This is a genomic window from Paenibacillus sp. FSL H8-0175, from assembly GCF_045040615.1.
Taxonomy (GTDB): domain Bacteria; phylum Bacillota; class Bacilli; order Paenibacillales; family Paenibacillaceae; genus Paenibacillus_AQ; species Paenibacillus_AQ odorifer.
Map to the genome: position 1 here is coordinate 5,507,466 of NZ_CP150299.1, position 22,872 is coordinate 5,530,337.

At 48.6% G+C, this 22,872-nt stretch carries 14 protein-coding genes; 1 reads left to right on the forward strand and 13 read right to left on the reverse strand.

Annotation, left to right across the window (positions count from 1 at the left end; genetic code table 11):
• Positions 1-17 precede the first annotated feature (17 nt).
• The 10 genes from floA to MHH46_RS24545 form a co-directional block, all read right to left on the reverse strand.
• On the reverse strand, positions 18-1,022 hold the full coding sequence (floA, locus tag MHH46_RS24500; protein WP_036683849.1) for a flotillin-like protein FloA: 1,005 nt from the start codon (positions 1,020-1,022) through the stop codon (positions 18-20).
• Positions 1,023-1,077: 55 nt separating this feature from the next.
• A complete protein-coding gene (locus tag MHH46_RS24505) occupies positions 1,078-2,463 on the reverse strand; it encodes a nodulation protein NfeD (RefSeq protein ID WP_076192094.1) in 1,386 nt (461 codons plus the stop codon).
• A gap of 118 nt (positions 2,464-2,581) precedes the next feature.
• Complete coding sequence (locus tag MHH46_RS24510; protein WP_036683862.1) at positions 2,582-3,025, reverse strand: GatB/YqeY domain-containing protein; 444 nt, start codon at positions 3,023-3,025, stop codon at positions 2,582-2,584.
• Between the two features lie 15 nt (positions 3,026-3,040).
• Entirely contained in the window at positions 3,041-3,214 is a 174-nt protein-coding gene (rpsU, locus tag MHH46_RS24515; protein WP_036657994.1) for a 30S ribosomal protein S21, read from the reverse strand.
• A gap of 139 nt (positions 3,215-3,353) precedes the next feature.
• Positions 3,354-3,713, reverse strand: a complete 360-nt coding sequence (locus MHH46_RS24520) for a histidine triad nucleotide-binding protein (RefSeq protein ID WP_036683863.1) — start codon at positions 3,711-3,713, stop codon at positions 3,354-3,356.
• A 354-nt stretch (positions 3,714-4,067) separates the two neighbouring features.
• Entirely contained in the window at positions 4,068-7,484 is a 3,417-nt protein-coding gene (locus MHH46_RS24525) for an AAA family ATPase (RefSeq protein WP_076192097.1), read from the reverse strand.
• 1 nt (position 7,485) lies between these two features.
• Positions 7,486-8,667 (reverse strand): exonuclease SbcCD subunit D, encoded by a 1,182-nt coding sequence (locus MHH46_RS24530; protein ID WP_076192099.1) that lies wholly within the window; start codon positions 8,665-8,667, stop codon positions 7,486-7,488.
• A 40-nt stretch (positions 8,668-8,707) separates the two neighbouring features.
• Positions 8,708-12,751 carry a helicase-exonuclease AddAB subunit AddA gene (addA, locus tag MHH46_RS24535; protein ID WP_076192147.1) on the reverse strand — a complete coding sequence of 1,348 codons (4,044 nt, stop codon included), beginning with the start codon at positions 12,749-12,751 and terminating at the stop codon, positions 8,708-8,710.
• A 2-nt stretch (positions 12,752-12,753) separates the two neighbouring features.
• On the reverse strand, positions 12,754-16,266 hold the full coding sequence (gene addB / locus MHH46_RS24540; protein ID WP_076192101.1) for a helicase-exonuclease AddAB subunit AddB: 3,513 nt from the start codon (positions 16,264-16,266) through the stop codon (positions 12,754-12,756).
• Positions 16,267-17,039: 773 nt separating this feature from the next.
• A complete protein-coding gene (locus MHH46_RS24545) occupies positions 17,040-18,464 on the reverse strand; it encodes a class I SAM-dependent rRNA methyltransferase (protein ID WP_076192104.1) in 1,425 nt (474 codons plus the stop codon).
• Between the two features lie 99 nt (positions 18,465-18,563).
• Between MHH46_RS24545 and MHH46_RS24550 the strand changes: the two genes are divergently transcribed.
• Positions 18,564-19,550 (forward strand): Na/Pi cotransporter family protein, encoded by a 987-nt coding sequence (locus tag MHH46_RS24550; RefSeq protein ID WP_076192106.1) that lies wholly within the window; start codon positions 18,564-18,566, stop codon positions 19,548-19,550.
• 54 nt (positions 19,551-19,604) lie between these two features.
• On the opposite strand, the gene MHH46_RS24555 is transcribed toward MHH46_RS24550, so the two are convergent.
• From MHH46_RS24555 to MHH46_RS24565, 3 genes are all read right to left on the reverse strand, one after another.
• Positions 19,605-20,435, reverse strand: coding sequence for an energy-coupling factor transporter transmembrane protein EcfT (locus tag MHH46_RS24555; protein ID WP_076128979.1), 831 nt, complete (start codon positions 20,433-20,435; stop codon positions 19,605-19,607).
• Positions 20,432-22,138: an ABC transporter ATP-binding protein gene (locus tag MHH46_RS24560; protein ID WP_076128977.1), complete on the reverse strand. Its 1,707-nt coding sequence runs from the start codon at positions 22,136-22,138 to the stop codon at positions 20,432-20,434. The genes MHH46_RS24555 and MHH46_RS24560 overlap by 4 nt, the downstream gene beginning before the upstream one ends.
• Positions 22,139-22,219: 81 nt before the next feature.
• Positions 22,220-22,780, reverse strand: a complete 561-nt coding sequence (locus MHH46_RS24565; RefSeq protein ID WP_076128974.1) for an ECF-type riboflavin transporter substrate-binding protein — start codon at positions 22,778-22,780, stop codon at positions 22,220-22,222.
• Positions 22,781-22,872: the final 92 nt, after the last annotated feature.

Consider the following 22,872-nt stretch of genomic DNA (forward strand, 5'->3'; position numbering starts at 1 on the left):
GAGATTCACATCCCCTTTTATTTATTATTGTTAGGACGGTTATTGTCGTCCTGATCATTCATTTTGCCGAGAGAGCCCCGCATTTGGGTATCTGCCTCGATGTTTTTGATATTCATATAATCCATCACGCCGATTTGGCCATTTCTGAGCGCCTCAGCCATTGCCATAGGCACCTGAGATTCAGCTTCCACAACAAGCGCCTTCATCTCTACTACGCGCGCCTTCATCTCTTGCTCGTGAGCGACAGCCATCGCTCTGCGTTCTTCCGCTTTGGCTTGGGCAATGCGTTTATCTGCTTCTGCTTGCTCGGTTTGTAGATAAGCACCGATGTTCTTGCCTACATCGATATCCGCAATATCAATGGAGAGGATCTCAAAAGCAGTACCTGAGTCAAGCCCTTTGGACAATACCGTCCGCGAAATCAAATCCGGGTTCTCAAGGACATCTTTATGGGAATCACTCGAACCTACTGTCGTTACAATCCCTTCACCAACACGGGCAATAATCGTTTCTTCCCCCGCACCACCCACGAGGCGGTCGATATTGGCACGAACAGTTACGCGCGCTTTTACCTTAACTTCAATCCCGTTCTTAGCAACAGCCGCAACAACCGGTGTCTCAATTACACGAGGGTTAACGCTCATTTGCACAGCCTGCAGCACATCACGTCCTGCAAGATCAATGGCTGCTGCGCGAGTAAATTCCAAAGGAATATCTGCACGTTGTGCTGCAATAAGCGCATTAACAACACGGTCTACGTTACCACCTGCGAGATAGTGACTCTCCAGTTGATTAATGTTCAGTCCAAGACCTGCCTTAGTCGCTTTAATCATTGGGTTAACGATACGACTTGGGGTTACACGACGCAGTCTCATCGCCACCAGCGTAATAATACTGATTCTAACGCCCGATGCTAATGCTGAAATCCAGAGCATAACCGGGAAGAAACTTAAAAACACGCTCAATACAATAATCACCACTACCGCGATGAACAGAATAGGAATCAAAGATGCTTCACCCATACTATATAACCTCCGTAAATTTATTGTAGAACTATTATTGGTTCCAGTGTTTACCTTATTCCTTGATTTCTTTCACAACAATCCGTCCGCCCTCTACTTTAATAACAGAGACCGGTGCATTAGCACTAATAAAACTACCTTCTGTAACAACATCCACACGTTCGCCGCCTATCATAGCCGTTCCTGAGGGACGAAGTGGAGTAATACTGGTTCCTGTAGCGCCTAATAAGCTAAGCTTCTCTTCTACAGGCACAAATCCCTGATCTTTAGTAAGGCTTTCCTTCAAAATAAATCTGTTCCATATCCCTCGTTCTTTAAAAATGACCGCAACAATTACTACAACTATAGTCGCAGCTACGAAAGAGATACCTAGACTGAGCAGTGCATGCTTATAGCTGTAAGCAGCTCGTACAACACCCGCTACAAGGCTGACAGAGCCTAGGAGCCCCAATATTCCGAAGCTAGGCACAAAGAGCTCCAGCACAAGCATGACAAGCCCAATGATAAACAAGAGCCAAGTTTCCGCTCCGGCGAATCCTGCAACATAGTTGCCGAAGAAATATAACACAAAAGCCAACGTCCCGATAATTCCTGGCGCACCAAAGCCTGGAACAATCAGTTCAATGACAACGCCTGTAATCCCAATGAACAGCAGAATCGTCATAATAATCGGATTGGTCAGAAATTGCGACATTTTTTCCGCACCGGTATGCTCTACGCGAAAGATGTCGTCTGTAGTATATCCAAGCCACTGAATTGCCTCTTCAGGGGTATCTGTAATTTGATCAGCGTAACCAGCTTTTAAAGCTTCTTCACTAGACAAGGCAATGATTTCTCCCTGTGTCTTAGTCACTCCAAGCTCTGGCTTATCCACGACCAAATTACTATCCACCATTCCAGCAGCAATGTCTGGATCACGATCATTCAGAGCAGCAGCGCCGATCATTTTAGATCTCCAGTAGGATATCATTTTGGCATCATCGACTTTTTGACCATTCATGTCTACCAAGGAAGCGGAGCCGATCATACTGCCCGGCTTCATGATTATTGCACCTGCATTAAGTGCTATGTAACTGCCTGCAGAAGCGGCATCACCTTTAATATAGGCAGCTGTTGGTATTTCACTCTCTCTTACCATCGTCCCAATCTCTTCTGCCGATTTTACCAGCCCTCCAGGTGTATCGACCTCTAGTAGAATAAGGACTGCTCCATAATTAGCGGCTTCTTCAAATCCTCTTTCCAAAAAGCTTTGCAAACCCCGTTCAATCTTTTGATCTACCGGAATAATAAACACGGGACCTTTTTTCAGCTCACTGTTCGTAACCCCCGGTGTTTTCGGGGCTGTCCCGTCAGCGCTTACATTCGTTGCAAAGGGTGTCAGGAGGAGTAACAGCAGGACCACAGGAATGCTAGCTAACAGTATTTTCCGTAATCTTCTCAATGATTTTACCTCCCTTCTTTAGCTTGACCCAGAACTCATAACCTTTAATACGCTGAAATTGGATTTACGTTTCATAACATAGAAAAGCACCCCTTTTGCAAGGGGTGCTAGTGCTATATTATTGCAGAAATTGCAGAACCGCCTGGTTCACGAGTTTACCATCAGCGCGACCTTTGACCTTAGGCATCAGTGCGCTCATGACCTTCCCCATTTCGCTCTTCGAAGAAGCACCGGTTTCCTGGATGGTCTGCTGTACAATTACTTTAATTTCTTCTTCGGAAAGTTGCTCGGGAAGATATTTAATAATAATCTCGATTTCTGCTTTTGTACTCGCGGCAAGCTCGTCGCGACCCGCTGATTCAAATTCTTGGAGGGCATCTTTGCGCTGTTTGATTTCACGACTAAGGATATCAAGCACTTCGTTGTCGTCCAATGTTCTCTTCAGATCTATTTCAAGATACTTTATTGTAGAACGAACCATTCGAATCGTGGAGAGCGTGAACTTGTCCTTACTCTTCATCGCTTGCTTCATATCTTCGTTCAATCTCTCGCTAAGATTCATGCGTGGGTAATCCTCCTAAAACTTTCTCTTACGAGCAGCCTCAGACTTCAGCTTTTTCTTAACGCTCGGCTTTTCGTAATGTTTGCGTTTCTTCACCTCAGCCAAGACACCATCTTTTGCGATGGAACGTTTAAAGCGACGAAGTGCAGCATCAATTGTCTCGTTTTTGCGAACTTTCGTTTCAGACACAGGTTTCCCCTCCCTCCGACCATACCGTCCAAGAGCATAACACGGTTTATCAAACTCCATTATAGGTCAAACGGAAATAACGTGTCAACCTTCGTGCTATTCTTTTTTCTGGCAAGTTCTTCAACATTAAATGATTATGCTATGCGTGCGAAGCTGAGTTTCCAGTGAGCGCACCCAGCTTGGCTCCACCCAGCAGGTGATAATGAAGATGAGGCACAGCTTGTCCACTATCAGGTCCGCAATTATTGATTAAACGATAACCAGACTCAGCAATTCCAAGGTCTTTGGCGATCTGTTGGGCTACACTGTGGATTTCAGCAATTAGCGGAAGATCCTCAGGTGTAACATCATTCATTGAAGCAATGAACTTCTTGGGAATGATCAACACATGTACCGGTGCAGCCGGCTCGATGTCGTAAAATGCAAGAATACGTTCATTCTCAAATACTTTTTTGGAAGGAATAGTACCCTCAATAATTTTGCTAAACACGGTCTCCATAGAGTGCTTGCCTCCTAAAAATTGGTGAAATCCCACTTCATCATAAGATAATCATACAGGATAATCATCAATTACGAAAGCAGCAAGCAAACTCAGCATAATCTGCCCTAAACTGTATCTGTTACAGAATGAACCATTAAATAAATATATCAACACCGTTAGGCCTAAAAAAGACAAAAAAAAGAGAAACACCCTTCACAGCTTATAAAGCTGATTCGGCGGCGGACGTATGAAAAGGAGTTCATTCCCTGCCATACGTCCGCCGAGGTGTTTCTAAAGTAATGTCGGCTTAGCTGTATTATAACAGCGCGTTGATACTGTATCTGTGATAAGAATCACACACATTGTAGATCTTCACATTTTTTCCAAAAGGATCCGAGATCCCCCTCCACCCTGCTCAGCAGGTACTACTACCAGCTTGCGTGGCAGTCGTGCCCGAAGCTCTGGAACATGGCTGATAATGCCGACAGACAGTTGGTCGTTATGCAGTCTTTCCAATGAGGTGATTACCGTATCGAGCAATTCCGGATCCAGCGTACCAAAGCCTTCGTCCAAAAAGAAAAATTGCAATGGATACTGCCCCCGCAGCTGAATCTGTGCCGAAAGTGCAAGTGCAAGTGACAAGGAAGTTAAGAACGTCTCTCCGCCGGAAAGCGTGGAGACCGGTCTTCTTACACCACCGTTTCCATCATCACGGATTACAAAGCCACCACCCGAATCAACCTCCAGCGCATAACGCTGTTTGCTCAGGAAACGAAGCCGCTGGGAAGCAGACTGGCATACCTGCATCAATTGTTCCTCCGCAATATACTCAACAAAAGCATTTCCACGTAAAACCGTCTGCAATTTGGACAAATGATCCTGTAGAGAAGCATGTTCTAGCCGCTGGGCTTCGAGCTCCATCCAGCGAATATGCCGATGCCGCAGATCCTCCAGATCTCGCTCTGCGCGCGCTCTTGCTTGCAGCGACATTTCATCCTCTGACTTACACACGCTTAAGCTCTCCTGGCTAACTTGCCACTCCTCTTCACTTAAGCTGGCTCCGTCAAGCTTCTCTTCAATATTGCGCAGCTGCAATGAGACTTCAGCTTCTTCCGCACGATGGGCATGTACCCGAGAAGAAGAAATTTCCCGCTCTTCAGGTGCGAGAGCTGCTCCTTCAACCTCAGCGGCGGAACTAAAAGGTGAAGAGGTTAAGCTTTGCTCCCACAGATGGCTTGAAGTCACATAATGCTCTCGAGCAGATTCTGCAGCCTGGCGGGTAATCGCTGCCTCCTTGATCTCATGCTGCGCTTTTTCAGCTGCCGTGAGATGTAATCGTTGGCTGGTCTCCACAGCTGCTAACAATTCCTGCAGACGACGCTCACACTCTGCTAGAAGAGGGGCAGCAGCGCGGCCATTAGTCCACTCCAAAAGACGCCGTTCTTTTTCACGCTGCAATTCTTCTTTGCCTTCCATCTGTGTATTCCACTGAGTAAGCTCTTTATCGAGTCCGGTGATGGTCTCCTGAAGATTCTGCACCGAAGCGCTTTTCTCATCCAGAAACTTGACACTGATTTCCAGTCGGGATCTAATTTCCTCAGCTTGAGCATCCTTGGCTAACAGCTCACGATAAGCTTTTTCTACCTCTTCCGGTGCCAAATCAGGGAACTGCTGTACCCAGTTCTGCCGCAATGCGGCTAGTTGGCCACTCAGTTCCTCGGCTTTGGCGGTTAGGCCTTCTACCCAGCTTCGCTCACCTTCGGCACCCGCTGCTTCTTTGAGGCATAGCTGCTGAACTTCCTGCATCGATTGCTGCCACTGTATCGCTGTACGGCGCAGTTCTCCAGACTGGCTTTTTAATGCTAAAAATGCAGCATCAAGTTCTGCCAAAGCCTTTTCATCTGGAATGGACTTATCGGTAGAGGAAACCTCAGTAGTGCTGACTTCTGAGCCTGCCGCTGCAGGATGATTTACCGTATCAAAAGCTCCATCACCAAACACCTGCTCCAGCCAAACCAGGTCCTGCTCCCGCAGACCACGGAACATATGGCGTGCTTCCAAAGCACGTCTGGACAACACCCGAGCCTGTTGAAGCTTTAACTCCAGTTCCTGTTGCTCTACGTTATCCTGCAATACAGCAGGGGCCGGGTGGTGTTCGCTGCCACATACAGGGCAAGGTTGTCCTGCTTCCAATTCTTTAGCCAATCCAAGCGACAGTCTGTGCAACTCATGCCCCTTGAGGGCCGCTTCCAAAGAACTGATATGTTGCTCCAGACTTTCTGCTGCGGTGCACGCAGCTTCTTCTGTCGCCAGCAGCTTCTCTTGATGCATCGCCGCCTCGCGGATCTGCTGCCCGCGAGAAGCTTCCTGCTGCCCGCGACGGCCCTCGGCCTCCGCGAGGCGCGCCTGCGCAGCCGCGAGTGCAGCGGCACGCTCGCGGCGCTCCTTCTCCGCCTTATCCCACTGGGATTCGGCGGAGTGCAGCCCTTGCAGTCTCTGCATCGCTTCTTGCAGAGACTGCCGCTCCTGGGAGCGGACACCGAGCGGCTGCAAGCTCTGCTGCAGCTCTTGCTGGCGCTTTTGGCCCTTGGCCAAAAGCTCACGCTCCCGGGCCATGCCCTCCCGCAGCTCCGCCAGCTTGCGGGAGGCCTCTTCGCGGCGCTCGCGCAGAGCCGCGAGTTCGCGCCGCAGGGCGCCGAGCTCGGACTCGAGCTCGAGCGCGCGGCGGTAGGTGTCGGCCCCCTGCCGGAGGGCCGGCTCTTCCGCCGCAAGCGCGGCCTGCGCAGCAGCCGCGGCCGCAGAGGCACGCGCCGCCTCCTGCTCGGCAGCGGCGGCCAGCACCTCTTGACCCTCCGCGCGGGTCAATCGGCTCTTGAAGGCGTCTTCCGCGCTTCGCCATGCTTTCAGCGCGGGAAGCCTAGCCTCGGCCTCGTCAGCTTGGCCGAGCTTCCGTTCAAGGAGGAGAATCTCCTCCTCCTTGGAGAGCAGTCCCTGCCGCTGCAATTCGCGGCGGGTCCGTTCCTCTTGCAGCTCGCGAATGCGCGTGAAACGCTCCGCGACCTGCAGCGCCGCCTCCAGCTTGCGGCGGCATTCCGCAGCATGCTGGGCTGCTTGTTCGAGGCGCTCCGCCGCTGCCTTTACATCCTCTTTGCCTGCGCTGCCAAGCCCCTGCTGCTCCGCTTCGAGCGCGCGGAGCGCAGCCTCATTCTCCTTCACCCGTCGGCTAAGCTTCAACGCAAGCTGATCGCCATACTGTTCCAAATGGAACAGGCGCTGCAGCATTTGTCGGCGGTCTACGCCCCGAAGCGATAAGAATTCGGCGAATTTCCCCTGCGGCAATACAACTGCTCGCGTGAAGTCATCCATCTTGAGCCCAATATGCTCTTCCACACAACGTGTAACATCTGCGAGTTTATCCGCCATAACGTTATCCCCGTCAGGTGTAACTTCAATGAAACGGCTAATGGTGTTACTGACTGTTTGCTCACCTGTCCGCTTGAACTTACGTTCAACGCGATAACGATGTGCCCCAGCGGAAGAAGTGAGCTCAAAGGTAAACGCCACGCTGAGTGAATCCTCAGAGTGATTCATAATCCCCTGTGTTCCATTAACGGCGCGCTCCACTTTGCCGTACATCGCCAAAGTAATAGCATCCAGCAAACTGGACTTGCCGCTGCCCGTAGGTCCAAAAATCCCAAACAGCCCGGTCTCACACAGACTTTCAAAATCTATTTCCTGCATTTCTCTATAACTCTGCAATCCTGCAACTTTTAATAAAATAGGCTTCACCTTAGTTCTCCTCTCCTTCCTCCGGCTGCTGCCGTTCTTCTTCGGTTAGCTGTAAGAACAGCTCAATCAAACGATCCTCCGGCTCCGCCCCGCCCGTCTGGCGCTGATAGAATTTACGGAACAATTCTTGTACAGGCATACGTGAACGGGAAATCTGTTCGAGCTCCAGCTCCATTTGCGGATAAATCGGACGAATATGAATGATCCCCTCACGTGATTTACGCAGGCGCTGAATATCATTCATCGACATAGCTTCACTGAGCCGAATCTCCAAATCTATAAAAGCGGTAGCATCTCTCCCTTCATCCAACCAGTTATATACCTCTTGCAATCCCCCCGTAGAGCTCCATCTTACAAGTGGACGCCCACAGCGAAGATAGATTTCTTCGAAGGTCGGCTCACCGCCCGGCGCAACATCAATCAGCGTCACCGACTTAGCTTGTCCTGCTTCCGAAAAGCTATATGCCAGCGGGGATCCGCTATAACGGATCATCCCTTCCCCTTTTACACGCTGAGCGCGATGAAGATGGCCTAGTGCAGTATATTGCGCTCCACAGGATAAAGCAGAAGGGTCTACAGTGTAAGCCCCGCCCACCTGAATTGGGCGTTCCGAATCACTCTCTACACCTCCAAGCACATAAATATGGCTCATCGCCAAATTCACGGTTTGTGGCGTAAATTCCCGTCCCAACAGTTGCATAAGTTTGCCAACCCGTGCGCTGTAAGCTAGTCGAAGCTCCTCTTCCCCGCTGTCCCCAGCAAGCAACTCACCGAGACGTGCCTCAGAGGGATAGGGAAGGGCTGCGATTTTGGCAATCTCACCTGTCCGCGCAGCATGAACTTTCACTGGCTCTGAGGTTGGAAGTCCTACCAAGGTAATCCCCTGCCTTAATACAAGCGGGGAGACTGAAGATACGCGCTCCGGTTGGTCATGATTTCCGGCAATCACCACAAGGGGCCTGCCCCCTGAAGTCAGCCTGGCAGCAGCCTCATAGAATAATTGCTCCGAAGCCGCTGGTGGATTAACGGAATCGTACACATCTCCCGCCATCATAATCAAATCCACCTTATGAAAATCGGCGATCTCCACCAATTCATCTATGAACTGCTCTTGCTCCTTCTGGCGGCTTCTTCCCTCCAGCGTACGGCCCAAGTGCCAATCCCCCGTATGCAATATCCGCATCTTCGTCCTCTTTCCCCGCTCCTATGCGGCAATGAATAATTTATAATTTCACAGCATGATCGCCGTCAAAAAAGTACAGCCAAATCTCGCTGATCGGTTCTCCCAAAATATCATGTAATGCCTTGCTGTATAACTCTAGCTGAAAACGATATTTTTCCTTAAGTGCCTCTAAGCCGCCCTGATGTTCTAATACAGAGTCCGTCTTATAGTCTAGCAGAATAATCCGGTCCTCTTCACGGAACAGGCAGTCAATGACCCCTTGAATTAGCACAGCCTCACTAAAGCCTTCCTTATTGTTCTCAGGGGAAAGCTCCGAGACGGCTTCATTCATATAATCGAGCCCTCGATAAGCCTCACCTGCGGGAACCATATAACTGAACGGCATTTCTCTAAGCTTCCAAGAAGAAGCTATTAATCTACGTCCCAGTTCATTAGTATAAAAAGCTTCTATCTGATCGGGAGCTACAGCCTCCACCTGCTCAGCAGTTAGAATAGCCACTCTCTGAAGTCGGGCTAAGGTTTCTTCCACAACCATAGGATCAACCGAGCCCTCCAGCGGAATATGCTGCATGACTGTATGGTATGCTGTCCCGCGTTCCGCTGGGGTTAGACTGCGTTTTTCCATAAATTTCGGACGCCGCAAATGAAGACTGTCCGCACCTGCAACACTTGGACGTTTATCGTTTTCTATTGAGGTTGTAGAATTGCCTTCTTCCAGCAGATCAAAAGAGGGCTGCTCCTGCAACGACAACAACGCTTTTAACTCCGTAACAGAAGTTTTAGCCGGAATACCTGAGGCTGCCGCATACGGGTAATTCCATTCCAGTCTTCTAGCAATTTCATCGCTAGTCTCTGTTTCATATATATTTACAGCTTCACCCTTATGCAGTGCTTCGAGTACAGCTTGCCGTTCCTCTACCTTCTCTTCAGTCTGAACCGTTGGCAGGAACGCCCCAGAATTAAGTTCGGAAGCATTTTGCACACTGATGCTCCAGTTGGAGACATCGTTGTGCAGCACCGTGGAGACGGTACCTTCTGAACCGCCCAGCTTACGAAGAATCGCCGCCGCAGGGTGCCGGATCAATGCCGGTCCAACCCAGTCCAAATAGCTGCGCCCTCGGGCCAGCAGATGATCTGCAAGCAGCAGCTCATCCCGGTTCTGTACGCTGCTCCAGCTAGCGATTTTGCGCGGCAAATCTCTTACAGTGCCTACTAGAATCATTTTATCTCTCGGACGAGTTAACGCTACATATAATACACGCATCTCCTCCGCTAATAATTCAAGCCGTGTACGCCGGTTAATAGCCAGATAAGGAAGTGTTGGGTAGCTAACTCGCGTTTCCCGTTCCACAAAACGCGGCCCAAAGCCAAGCTCTTTGTGCATAAGAAATGGCGAATGCAAATCTTGTCGATTGAACTGTTTTGCCATCCCGGCTACAAAAACAACAGGGAACTCCAGCCCTTTGGATTTATGGATGGTCATGATTCTGACGCCATTGCCTTCTTCACCGCCACCGCCAGCTACACCCAGATCTCCGCCGTTCTCACGAAGCCGTGAAATGAACACCAGAAAACGGAACAATCCACGCGCTGCGGTGTCATTCTCAAATTGCACAGCCCGATCATACAAAGCTTTAAGATTGTTCTGGCGCTGCGAGCCTCCAGGCAGTCCTCCAACCCATTCCAGATAGCCGCTCTCCCCATAGATACGCCAGATCAGCTCACTGAGACTACCTTGTCTAGCCGCATTTCTCCAGCTTTCCAGCTGTTCTAGGAAATGTCTAAGCTTGCGCTTCAGTTCTGGACTGATCTGCGGCAGATCTTTATCAGGTAAAACATTATTTTCGACGGTGCTTGCGGATTCAATCACATGAGCCGAGAAGAGGTCATACTCTTCTTCAGCCTCTTTTGCATATTGCATCTCCACCGCCATCTGTACTGCTTGAAAATAAGGACCCTGACTACACATACGCACCGTAGCCAATTCTTCTTCCGTTAATCCGACCACAGGTGAACGAAGTACGCCAGCCAGCGGAATGTCCTGCTGAGGATTATCAACTATTTTTAAGAGGGAGAGTGCAATTTCCACTTCTGTAGCTTCAAAATAACCTTTATTCAGATCACCATAAGCAGGGATTCCTTCCATCCGAAGCTCTTCGATGATTAGAGGGGTCCAGATTCTTGCCGAGCGAAGCAGGATTACGATATCACCGTAAATAACCGGGCGCATAATCTTGAGTCCTTTATCGTAGATAAGCAGCGGCGATCCACCGGTCATCCCCGTCATTTGTGAAATACGCCGGGCAATTGCCCGTGCTTCCAGCTGCGCCGTCTCGCTCTCAATGGCTTCACTCTCCTGAAGTGGCGCCTCACCGTCTTCAGAAGTCTCTTCTGACTTCCCTGCTGTTGAACCACGATCTATCAATAATAACTCCGGTGCAAAAAAGGTATCGGGACCCTTCTCTGCTGCACCTGGGAAATTCGCTCCGTAAACAAGCTCAGCGCGTTCGTCATAATTAATCTCCGCTACCGTCTCATTCATAATCTGCCGGAAGATCATATTAACGGCATTCACAACCTCCATGCGACTGCGAAAATTACGGGCCAGATCGATAACCGAAGCGCTAGACGATTCATTAGTAATTTCAGATGGATCATCGATTGGGTGTGAGCCAAAGCTGCGGTATTTATCCAGGAATAGCCCCGGCTCCGCCAGACGGAATCGATAGATACTTTGCTTCATATCTCCGACCATAAACCGGTTACCGGGTGTTTCACGGGATATTAGCCGCACAATCTCCTCTTGCACACTATTCGTATCCTGATACTCATCCAGCAGAACCTCATCGAATTGAGCACGGTATTCCATAGCTGCATCAGAAGGCAGGGAATGACCGGGCGTAGAGTCCGGATGGCGTAGAATTTGCAGACAATAATGCTCCAAATCACTGAAGTCGACTAGACCTCTTCCTGCTTTTTCAATTCTATAACGTTCACCGAATGCTATCACTGTCTCTGCAAGCTCTGCCATCAGTGGAGCCGCTTCGTTCAGCTCTTTCAAAAAAACCTCAGGCGGACGGCCAAACAATGCTTTCTGAAGATCTAAAATACTCTTCTTCACACTGTCGCGCAGTTCCTTCACCATCTCCTGCAGTCCAGGATCTGTCGAATCCTTCTTACAAGCCTTTAATTTTCCAAAATATACTTCCATAAAAATATCATATAATTCTGCCCAAGGTCGTTCGTTAACGGCATCCTGCAGTGCATTTACCATCTCAAGATCAGTGGTTAAATTCTCAGCATAGGGTGCCGGACCACCCGGTTGTAGTGCAATCTCCCGGCCTTGCATCAGCTGACTGGCTGCACCCGCAAGTGTCAGCTTCGCTTCTTCAAGAATGCTCAGCACCCATGGCGTTCCACCCAGACTTTCGGTGTCTGGCAATGAGAAATCAGCTGCAGTATCACGGAGCCATTGCGCTGGCCAAGGATGGCTGCGGGCGTAATCATGCAATCGTTGTATGAGCGCATGCACTGCATCATCACTGCGTTCACCACTGAACCAATCAGCGAGCTGCACAAATATGCTATCCTCGCCATCCGCACCTACCTCACCGTACTTTTCCTCCAGCAACTCTTCGAGCAGCTCCTGCCGCATCATCTCCGCTTCATGCTCATTTAATATGCGGAAACCCGGATCAATCGGAATCATTTGATAATAACGCCGGATCACTTCCAGACAGAAGGAGTGCAATGTTGTAATCGAAGCTTTGCCCAGCAGGGATAGCTGACGGCGCAAATGGTCGTTCTCCCCGTTCTCCTCCAGCTCCCGATCAAGGGCTTCCCTGATCCGCTGCCGCATTTCGGCAGCCGTAGCTTTGGTAAACGTGGCTACTAGTAGCCTGTCTACACTGAAGCCGTTCTCTTCCTTACTGATCTTTCGAATAATCCGTTCTACCAGCACCGCCGTCTTGCCGGAACCTGCTGCCGCAGCAACAAGGATGTCATCACCGCTCTCCGCAATGGCGCGCCACTGGTCATCACTCCATATACTTCCTTCCGGTTTCGCTTCTATTTCAGCCTTCATACTCAAGGTGTAGTTCCTCCTTTGCGGGACAGCAGATCCCATATAACGTCCTTCCCTGGCTTACCCAGATTGTTATAGCTGTTGCCTTCCACAGCTTCATCGAACTGGCAGACAGGCCTAAAGGAACAGAATGTGCAGGCGGTCTCCTGCCCAATTCGGTACGGCTCAATCGCCACATCACCCTCTGTAATCCGTGTCCCGATATCCGAGATCGTCCCTCTAACGGAGGATAATAGATGGCTCCACTGCTCTGGTGTAGCTACTGAAGCACTGCTATAAAAGCTGCCGTCAGCTTTTACTGCTACAGGCACGATAGAAGAATACCCTTTGTCTAAAGTGGTATCCATCAGGGAGACAACCTCACGATCAGCTGTAAGCAGTCCTTTCATCTTGAAGCGTTTCAACAGCTCTTGCTCAGCCTGTTCCTTGTTCATCCCGTTGGATGAGGTTAACAACGGATCATGCACATGGAAATAAAGTGTGCCTGCTGGAAGTGCCGGCTGCCCCAGCCATTGCTCCGAATATGTCAGCAGCACATCCAAATAAGTCAGCATTTGCAGCGACAAGCCATAATACACCTCATGCAGCTTGAGATCCTTTTGGCTCGATTTATAATCAATTACCCGCAGAAGAATACCGTTCTCTCCACGGGCCATGTCTACACGGTCAATCCGGCCAACGACCTCCATCACACAGCCATTCGGCAGCGTAATTCTTAAAGGCGGCAACTCCTTATCCGGTCCAAAATCCAGCTCCAGCCCTACTGGCTCAAAGCTGCCCCGGCGGGCGTGCTCGCCCAGAATCACAGAAGCACGTCCAACAATATTCTTAAGCTTACGGGAGATGTACCCGTAACGTTTGGAGCTCATTAGAATTTCACCCTGCAACATCGGAGATAGCCGTTCTACTGTCTCACTGGCCTCACGCCGACATTCATCCGGAGATAAGCTGCCCCAGCCCCGTCCCTCTTGTTTCAGTCTTATCGCCATATCACTTAACGCAGCATGGAACAGCTGTCCAATATCAGGTGCTTGCAGCTTATATAACTGGCGCTCTTTCAGTCTTAGTCCGTAGGACGCAAAATGGGAAAATGAGCACGCAACAAATTTCTCCATCCGGGACACACTGCCCCGCAGTGTTGAGCCACCATACAATCTGAGGCTTGTGCCACGCTTTAGCTTCGTTCCCTCATTACGATAGAACAGTGAACTTAGCAAACGTTCCAGTTGAAATTTACGATCTTCGTTCTTAGTAAACCAGTTATACACATCCCACCATAGCTCCGGAATTTCTGTTCCTTGGCGCCACTGCCGCAGCTGCATAATCAATGCGCGAAGACTCTGTTCTGGTTGACCAATGAAACCGAGATGGATAGGATTTCCGACTTCTATAGGTAGTCCCGAAGGGGGAAGTGCTGACAAGCTGTGCTCTTGAACCCTTGGGAACATTCTATGCAAATGCCGGATAACCTCAGAGGGAAGGAGAGCTTTGCCCTCATCATCCGCTGTAGCGTAGCTAATCCAGAGCTTTCGGCTTCCTGTCGTTAGTGCATTATAGATCAGAAACCGCTCGTCCAGCAGTTTACGAGAAGCGCCGGGAGCAAGCTCCATTCCAGCATTCTCTAGTACGGAGCGTTCACCTTCCGAGAGAATTCCATCTTCCTTAAACTGCGCAGGCACAACACCTTCATTAAATCCAAGCAAAAAAGCGTATTTAACCCCCGTTGGGCGAGTCCGATCCATATTGCCGACCAATACTTGATCCAGTGCGGGCGGAACTAGTCCCATTTTAAGTTCAGCAAGACCTGTCTCTAGAACTCCAGTGAACACTTCAAACTCAAGTCTTTCATTACCCATCATTTCTACTATCTGATCTAGAAGATCAAGTACCGCACCCCACAACTGGCTATGTTCCCTAGCCTTCTCGGGTTGGCCCTTCTCCATAGACTTAACACTGAGTTTCTCCAGCTTTCGCGCAACATCCGTCTCTTCAAGCAGCTTGTACAATGCCGTACAAAGTTCAAGACCGCTACGACTTTTCTGGATTCTTTTCTCAAAAGCAAATAATGGACCTGTTATACTAGCACGGCATCGTTCCATAGTAGCAAGCAGTTCATCATCCATCTGTCTGCCGCCTTCCAGCGACAAGCTAGGAATACCTTTCCAGGAGCGGCCATCTGTCCAGCGGTACCCCTGAATCCCACAAGCCAGCACATAGTTTTCTAAAGCATCCATATCTTCACGCGTAATACTACCGTCTAGCGGAAGCAGAAGCTCCGTCTTTACGCAACGGAATACATCCTCATAACGCCAGCGACGACGCACTACATCCAATGCGGAACGTATAAACTCCACTAGCGGATGATGCAGCTCATTCACCTTCTGGTCCAGAAAAAATGGCACTCCATAATCTTGGAACAACGGCTGAACCAGCTGCTCGTAATCGCCAATATTGCGCATCAATACGGCCATTTCGCCATATTTTGCACCTTCATCCCGCGCCAGTCTAGTCATTTCGCGCAGGGCTCCCTCAACCTCTGCTCTGTGCGAAACTGCGGCGCCTATGGATATAGCCTCTCTTGCCAGTTCATCCGCACCTATCCAAGCCTTCCTGCGATCATATCCCCGTTCAAGGTGAGCAAGTACTGGACTTTCTTCAAAACGTGGAAGAACCATTGGCTCCAGCAGCTCGTCCCATACATCAATGCCCAGCTCTTCAGCAATTCCACGCAGTTTAATGTAAGTAACCGCAGTTGGGTGAAACAATTCAAGCTCATTCAACTGATCTCCATAGGGGTAAGGACGATCAATTGTAAGCGAAACCGTCAGCTTCGAAGCTTGCTGCATCAATTCTCGAAGCACTACGAATTCCTGCGGAGTAAATCCATGGAACCCATCTACCCAAATCTCTGCCCCGCGAATGTAGGAGGAATCTGGAATATGCTCAGCCAGTTCTGCTAAACGATCCTCTTCATCGATATAAAGACGGGACATTTCCTTCTCTAAATCGCTAAATACCAGCTGCAAATCATCCAGCTTACCCTCAAGAATAGGACTTCTTGCAATAGCTCCTCGCATAGCGGACAGCTGTTCCTCTAAATCAGTGGAACCCAAACAGCAACGTTTCATCTCCATGTGCAGTTGGTTCAGACGTTCCACAAAACCCGGTCTGTCTGCTGAGGCACCGAATAATTTCAGTTCCTCTTTGCGGCGACTGATGATTTTGTAAATTAACATTTTCTTACCTTCTTCACTGATTGGCAGACTTGCACTGCCACCAGTTTCCTGCTTCACACGATAGGCAAGCCGCGAAAAACTCAGTGTCTGCGCCCGAAGGCTTCCCTTCACATTCCCTACGGTCAGAAGCCCCCGTTCTGCTCCAAAAGAACCTTGCTCTGGCACAAGAATAATAATCGGCGCACCAAGCGGTTCCTTTTCTAAGGAAGAAGAGATAGATTCCCATATTTTTGTTGTCTTGCCACTGCCCGAGCGGCCTAGTAAAAAGGTTACCGGCATAAATGATAGACTCCTTCCGTAGCGGAGAAAATATATAGAATACAGGGTGAAATATCCACCCATTGATTACACTCCAATTAAAAAAGTTCAGTGATTCCTCGTCCCCTCAGTATATCATAACCACACTAATCGGAACATGTGTTTGCTAGTATTTTCTAATGTTTTACAAAGGATAAACAGCTACGAGTACAAATAAAAAAAGCAAACCTCCGAATTTTGGCGGCTTGCTTTTTAGAGTGTTTAGTTTGTTTTTAATGCCAGATGTGCAACGTTAGATTGGAGCTGCCAATGTCAGAGCATAGGGTCAATGTTAGACTGTTCAGCGTTCGGCGTTCAATACTCAACACCCCGCACTCAACATTAGCACTCTACACCGATCGTTTTGTAATCCGCATTCCGCATATCATAATTCAATAAGCATCATTCGTTGTTTACCATTTAGTATTCCGAATTTAACATTCAACATTTCGGCTCGGCTTGTTTCATTAATTACTTACGGACCCAGGAGCCGTTATTCGTGGATTCAGTGCTGTTATGGCAGCTTTTCGGACCCCACTGACGCTATTCTTCGAAAATGTGTGACATTACGGGTGTTTTTGGGGCAATAGCGCCTTTGGGGTCCGTAAGAATTCAATAATAGCCTGTTTGCGCTAAATAGAGTCATCTGAGTCCGTTAGCAACTCCTTGCATTACAGTCGACTCACGACCACCCTACGTCCAGCCCGTTTATCCTACTTGTTACTTGGCACTGTAAACCTTTTTGACCTTCAGGCTTATTTTTTACTCCGCACTTCAAAAATCGCAAACTTCAGATAGTGTCCTTCGTTAACGCCAAGTATTTGTGGGTGGTCTTTGCCTGTGGCCCGCCATTCCACAAGTCTCAGCACCTTGCCAGCATCTTTAGCCGCATCGGCAATCGTTTCGAGGAACAGATCTGGCTGCATATGGTAAGAACAGCTTGCGGTAACCAAATAGCCGCCTTCGTTCACCAGCTTCATCCCGTGCAGATTGATATCCTTGTAACCACGACAAGCGCCAGCTACTGCACTTTTGGTTTTGGCAAACGCCGGAGGGTCCAGGATGACTACATCCCAAGTTCTTCCTCCACCTGCTGTCATCGGCTTGGATGTGTCGGTTTTGGCTGTTTTGCCTCCGGTTTTAGGATTTGCAGCAGCTGCTGCCGTCTCTGTTCCACTTGCAACTGTCGCCCGTTCAGAACGTTCCTCTAGTCCTTTAACCTGATTCCGTAGATATGCAAAAGCATCATCCACTACGAATTCAACACGATCGCTAAAGCCGTTCAGCTCCACATTCACTTTGGCACTCTCAATGGCGTGTGCTGAAACATCAAGGCAGGTTACTTTTTTCGCGCCATACTTGCAGGCATGCAGCGTGAAGCTGCCCGTATGCGAGAAGCATTCCAGCACTGTCGCACCGTCCCAATAAGGGAACGTTACATGTTTGCCGCTCTTATTAACTGGTAAGGTCTGTAGTGAACCATCCTCAGTTTCAATTTCCTGTAGCGTAATGCCGCTTCGTCCTCCCCACCCTTTCATGAGCGGAGCAATGGAAGCTCTATTCTCACGTTGGTCAAAGAAGTAACCTGTCTTCTGGCCCTCTTCAATATCAACGACCAGCTTCAGGCCATTCTCGCTCACGGTTACATGCCTTGGACATTCCCCGTACAGCACACCCGTTGTCTGCTCCATACCTTCAAGCTCGCGCACACTAACATCACTGCGCTCATAGATTCCGCGCGGTGCCATAACCTGCACCAATGCTTCGACGATTTCTGCACGCCGCTTGTCCATTCCGAGGGTAAGCAGCTGCACAACCAAAATATCTCCGAATCGATCTACAATAAGCCCCGGCAAAAAGTCCGCTTCACCATAAACCAAGCGATAAGCATCCGCACCCGGAAGGAACCGGTTTCTGTGTTGCAGACAATTCGCAAACCGTTCTGCAAAAAAGGCTGTATCCATGATCGCAAGGGGTCCCTGCGATACAATTCTTACCCGAATCTGTGACGCTGGATTGTAATATCCCACGGCCAAAAATCGGCCCTGATGATTAAGGACATCTACTAATCCCCCCGCTTCCGGATTCCCTTCTACCGATGCGACTTCACCTGCATAGACCCATGGATGGCCCTGTTCCAGTCTTTTTTTGCGATTGCGTTCTAAAATAACCGATGGCAATGACTTCAACTCCCTGTTTTTCTAAAAATGTTTTTATACATGTCCCATGCAATACATTCATATATTGGTGTACAACCCTCGTCCAAAGGAGTATGCCCTATGTTCAGTGATTTGCTGTTCCCTATCATATATGGTCTTGTTATCTTTCTAGCCGGCATGAAGCTGATGGAAACGGCGTTGTCCAAGCTAGCAGGCCCTCTATTAACTACAAGCCTAAATAGAGCTACCTCAACACCTATTAAAGGAATGATTGCCAGCAGCCTGTTGTCCGCCTTACTCCAGAGCAGTACTGCTGTAACGGTGTTGACTATCGGCATGGTCAATGCCGGCCTGCTTACCTATGCCCGCACACTTGGCATTATCCTGGGCAGCAACATCGGCACCACATTAACTACAGAATTGATCGGACTTCAGATCAATACCATGGCCACGCCCTTGCTGGCAGCCTCGCTCAGTCTGTGGGCAGCGGCAGTTATTGCAGGCGAACTGCCGCCTACATCGCGAGTGGCAGAGCTCTGCCACAAAATATCCCCGCCGCTGCAATTTATCAGTCTGGCTGTATCAGGCTTCTCCCTCGTCCTATGGGGCATCGCTGTCATGCAGTCTATCGGCGGAATACTTCAGGAAAGTGGCTTATTCCTCTGGTTCCTAAACCATGCCGCTACTAGTGCCTTATGGGGGCTCGCCGCTGGAGCGTGCCTAACAGCCATGCTCCATAGCAGCGCTGCTGTCATAGCTATGGCTATGAGCATTGCCGCCTCGGGTGCCATGCCGCCTGAGCTAGGTATAGCCATTGTGCTGGGCGCCAACGTAGGCACCTGTGTCACAGCGGTCATCGCTTCCATCGGCGGCACGCCATCCGGCGTCTTCGTCGCTTGGTCCCATGTTGCGCTTAATGTAGGCGGTGCACTACTATTCTTGCCCATGATCGGGCTGCTACAAGCAAGTGCTGCATGGATTGGTGGAGGCCCTGCTTCACAAATCGCCCACGCCCAGACCATTTTCAACGTAGTCTGCTCACTTCTAGCACTGCCATTATGCTACCTGTCTATATGGTCAAAACTGGAGAAACGTCTTCAGTCTTAACAAAAAGGTGCCGTTTATTATAATCCCAGTTTTCCACAACTGTACTATTATACTTCAATCGAAAATATTATAAAACCGCGAACCGTCGTAAAAAGTGATCACCGTCGAGAAAATTCCAATCAGCGCAAACAAAGCCAATGCAAAATAATCGTCTCTCGTGAACGGGCGACGGCTATACCAAGTTCGTTTGGTCTCAGTGCCAAAGCCGCGCAGCTCCATAGCGGTACTGATATTTTCAATCCGCTCGATACTAGTCAGAATTAGGGGCATCAGAATCGAAATGATATTTTTTAGCCGCTTAGGCAGCTTTTCTTTTCTAGAAATATCTATTCCCCTTGCTTGAGCAGAAAACGATATATTCTCATAATCTCGTTGAATATCCGGAATGTACCGCAGTGCCAGCGATACAGAATATGCAATTTTATAGTTCACTCCAACTCTATTTAAGGATGCTGCAAATTCACTGGGATTGGTCGTTAGAAGAAATAATAATGCCATAGGAATGACCACCGCATATTTCAGGGCAATATTGAATTGATAAAATAGCTGCTCCCAAGTTACCGTATACCGGCCTGCAATATGCATAATATCATGACGTGTCCCGTAAACACGTACGCCCTCCAAAGGAGAAAAAATAAAGATAGCTATATGATTAAGCAAAAAGAAAATCAAAATAAAATATAATACGAAAGCATAATCCTGAAATTGAACTTTGGAAATTCTAAAGGCAAGCAAACTAAATAACAGCATCACAATTAGACATCTTGTATCATATGTAATCATCCCCGTCACAGACCACACTACAAATAAAATCAACTTCGTAGCGCCGGTAAGACGGTGAATAGGTGAATCCTGCTTCGTAAAAGTTAACATTTTGGCCTTCATCCGCCTCGGCTCCTCCTATCATACGCAATAAACCTTCTAACGAACTCCTCCGGTTGTTTCAATCCAGCTTTTATAGCTAGGGCAAAAAGCGAGGTTTCTTTCAAGTTCGCTTTTTTCACCACATCAGTATTCGTTAATATTCGCTCAGGGCTATCATCCGCAAGCTTCACGCCATCAGCTAACACTATAGCTCTATCGGCATATTCCAGCATCAAGTGCATATCATGCGTAATCATAATGACCGTCATCCCCTGCCCCCGCAGCGTCAAGAGAAACTCCATCATTTCGTTATAATGCCTGTAATCCTGAGCAGCAGTCGGTTCATCCAAAATGATCACTTCCGGCTCCAGTACCAGAATGGCGGCAATCGTGACCCGTTTCTTTTGGCCGTAACTGAGCGCCGAGATCGGCCAGCTGCGAAAAACATAAAGTCCGCACACCTTCAAGACTTGATGGACGCGTTCACGAACGAGCTCCTCAGGGCAACCTCGGAGTCTTAGTCCTAGGGCAACCTCATCATATAAAAGTGTCTTAGAAATCATATGATTGGGATTTTGCATAACAAAACCAATCCGCTCTGCCCGCTCCTTAATCGTGTCCTGAGCAATATCACGCCCATGCATCCGTATTGATCCGGAAGTAGGTTTATAGAAGCCACAAATCAGCTTAGAAACTGTAGATTTCCCAGCCCCATTTCGCCCCGCTATACAGACCATCTCTCCTTTATGAATACAGAGATTGAGCTTATCCAGCACCTGCTGATTTTTTTCGTATCCAAAAGAAATATCTTGCAGTTCAAGGATGGGTGGGCTCTCCAGCTTATCCTGGCGTGATTGATTGCACTCATACCAGATCTTAAGTTTATTAGAACACGCCTCCAACTGAATATCGTTCACATGCTGCGGATTCATATTTGCTGTAATCGAACATCCGGCATACTTCAAAGCCGTTAAATAGAGAGGTTCCCGAATGCCAACTTCTGAAAGCAACGTTGTGCTCAACAGCTCTGCAGCCGGCATATCCGCCGCAATACGTCCTTCATGGATCACAATAATACGATCCACCGCCCGATGCAGCACCTCTTCAAGACGATGCTCGATCATAATAACGGTTTTACCTGTCTCTTTATGCACTCGATCAATAAGCTCAATCGCTTTTGTACCGGTATAAGGATCTAAGCTTGCCAGCGGTTCATCAAAGAGCAGGATGTCCACATCACCTACCAGTACACCTGCCAAGGACGTTTTTTGCTTTTGTCCACCCGATAACTCCTGAGGAGAAGAGGCCAGAAAATCGTGGATATCCACCGCTCTTGCGGCAGCCGCCACTTTGCTCTTCATTTCTGTCTGCTGAACCACATGGTTCTCTAGACTGAAGGCGATATCCTCACCAACCGTTAATCCTACAAATTGTCCATCCGGGTCCTGCAATACGGTACCTACCTGATTGGACAGCTCTGCGATACTCAGATCCTTCTGCTCCTGGCCTATAACCCGTAATGAACCTGATATTTCCCCTCTGTAAGCAAAAGGGATGAGACCATTAATGCAATGAGCCAGTGTACTTTTCCCAGAACCTGAGGGTCCCACGATAAGCACCTTCTCCCCTTCAACAATCGTTAAGTTAATCCCCTGTAGTGTGGGTTCCTGCTGCGCCCGATATTGAAAGCTGAAATCCTTAAATTCAATCATTACTTTTTTCATCTGAGACCTTCCTCTGGGTTAATGTGAAGAGAAAAAAGCCGGTGATTTCCACCGGCTTTTTAGCTTGGATATGTATTCCACTCAAGCTTCTCTAGTCAAGCTGCCCTGTTTCGTTCTTGTCTTAGCATACGCAATGGCTAGTAAAGATCCGATCACTGCCACCGAAGCTATATTTAATGCACCTGCGGTCAGTCCTTGCGTAAATACTTTATTAGCGGGTTCTGCATAGATCAGAATATCCAACACTGGGGCTACAAGGAACCAAGCTACAGCATTCGCTGCAATCTGAGCCAGATTAAAGCGTATTATTTCCTTCCGTCCGAATTCCCCGTCATGAATAGCGATTCTAGCTACTAACAAGCCAATAACCAGCCCTACAATTCCTGATGATATGACCCAACTGAACCATGGCGATCCATAAGATATCGTATCCTTCAGGGTATGCCCGATCAGGCCTATAAATAATCCGGCAAACGGGCCGTACAATAGGGAGAACAATGCCAGTAATGCGTATGTAGTCTCGATGTTAGTGTTTGGAATACCCGAAGGAATCGAGCCGAATCTCCCCAATATAACGAATAAAGCAGAACCAATACCAATCGCTACAATCGTCTTGATCGACAACACCTTTTGTTTTGCCATGTTTTCATCTCCCCCAACGCATCTATTATGTTTTATGTGATTATACATCGGAATAGTCGGAATTACTATAGAATCTAAATAAAAAAATCTGC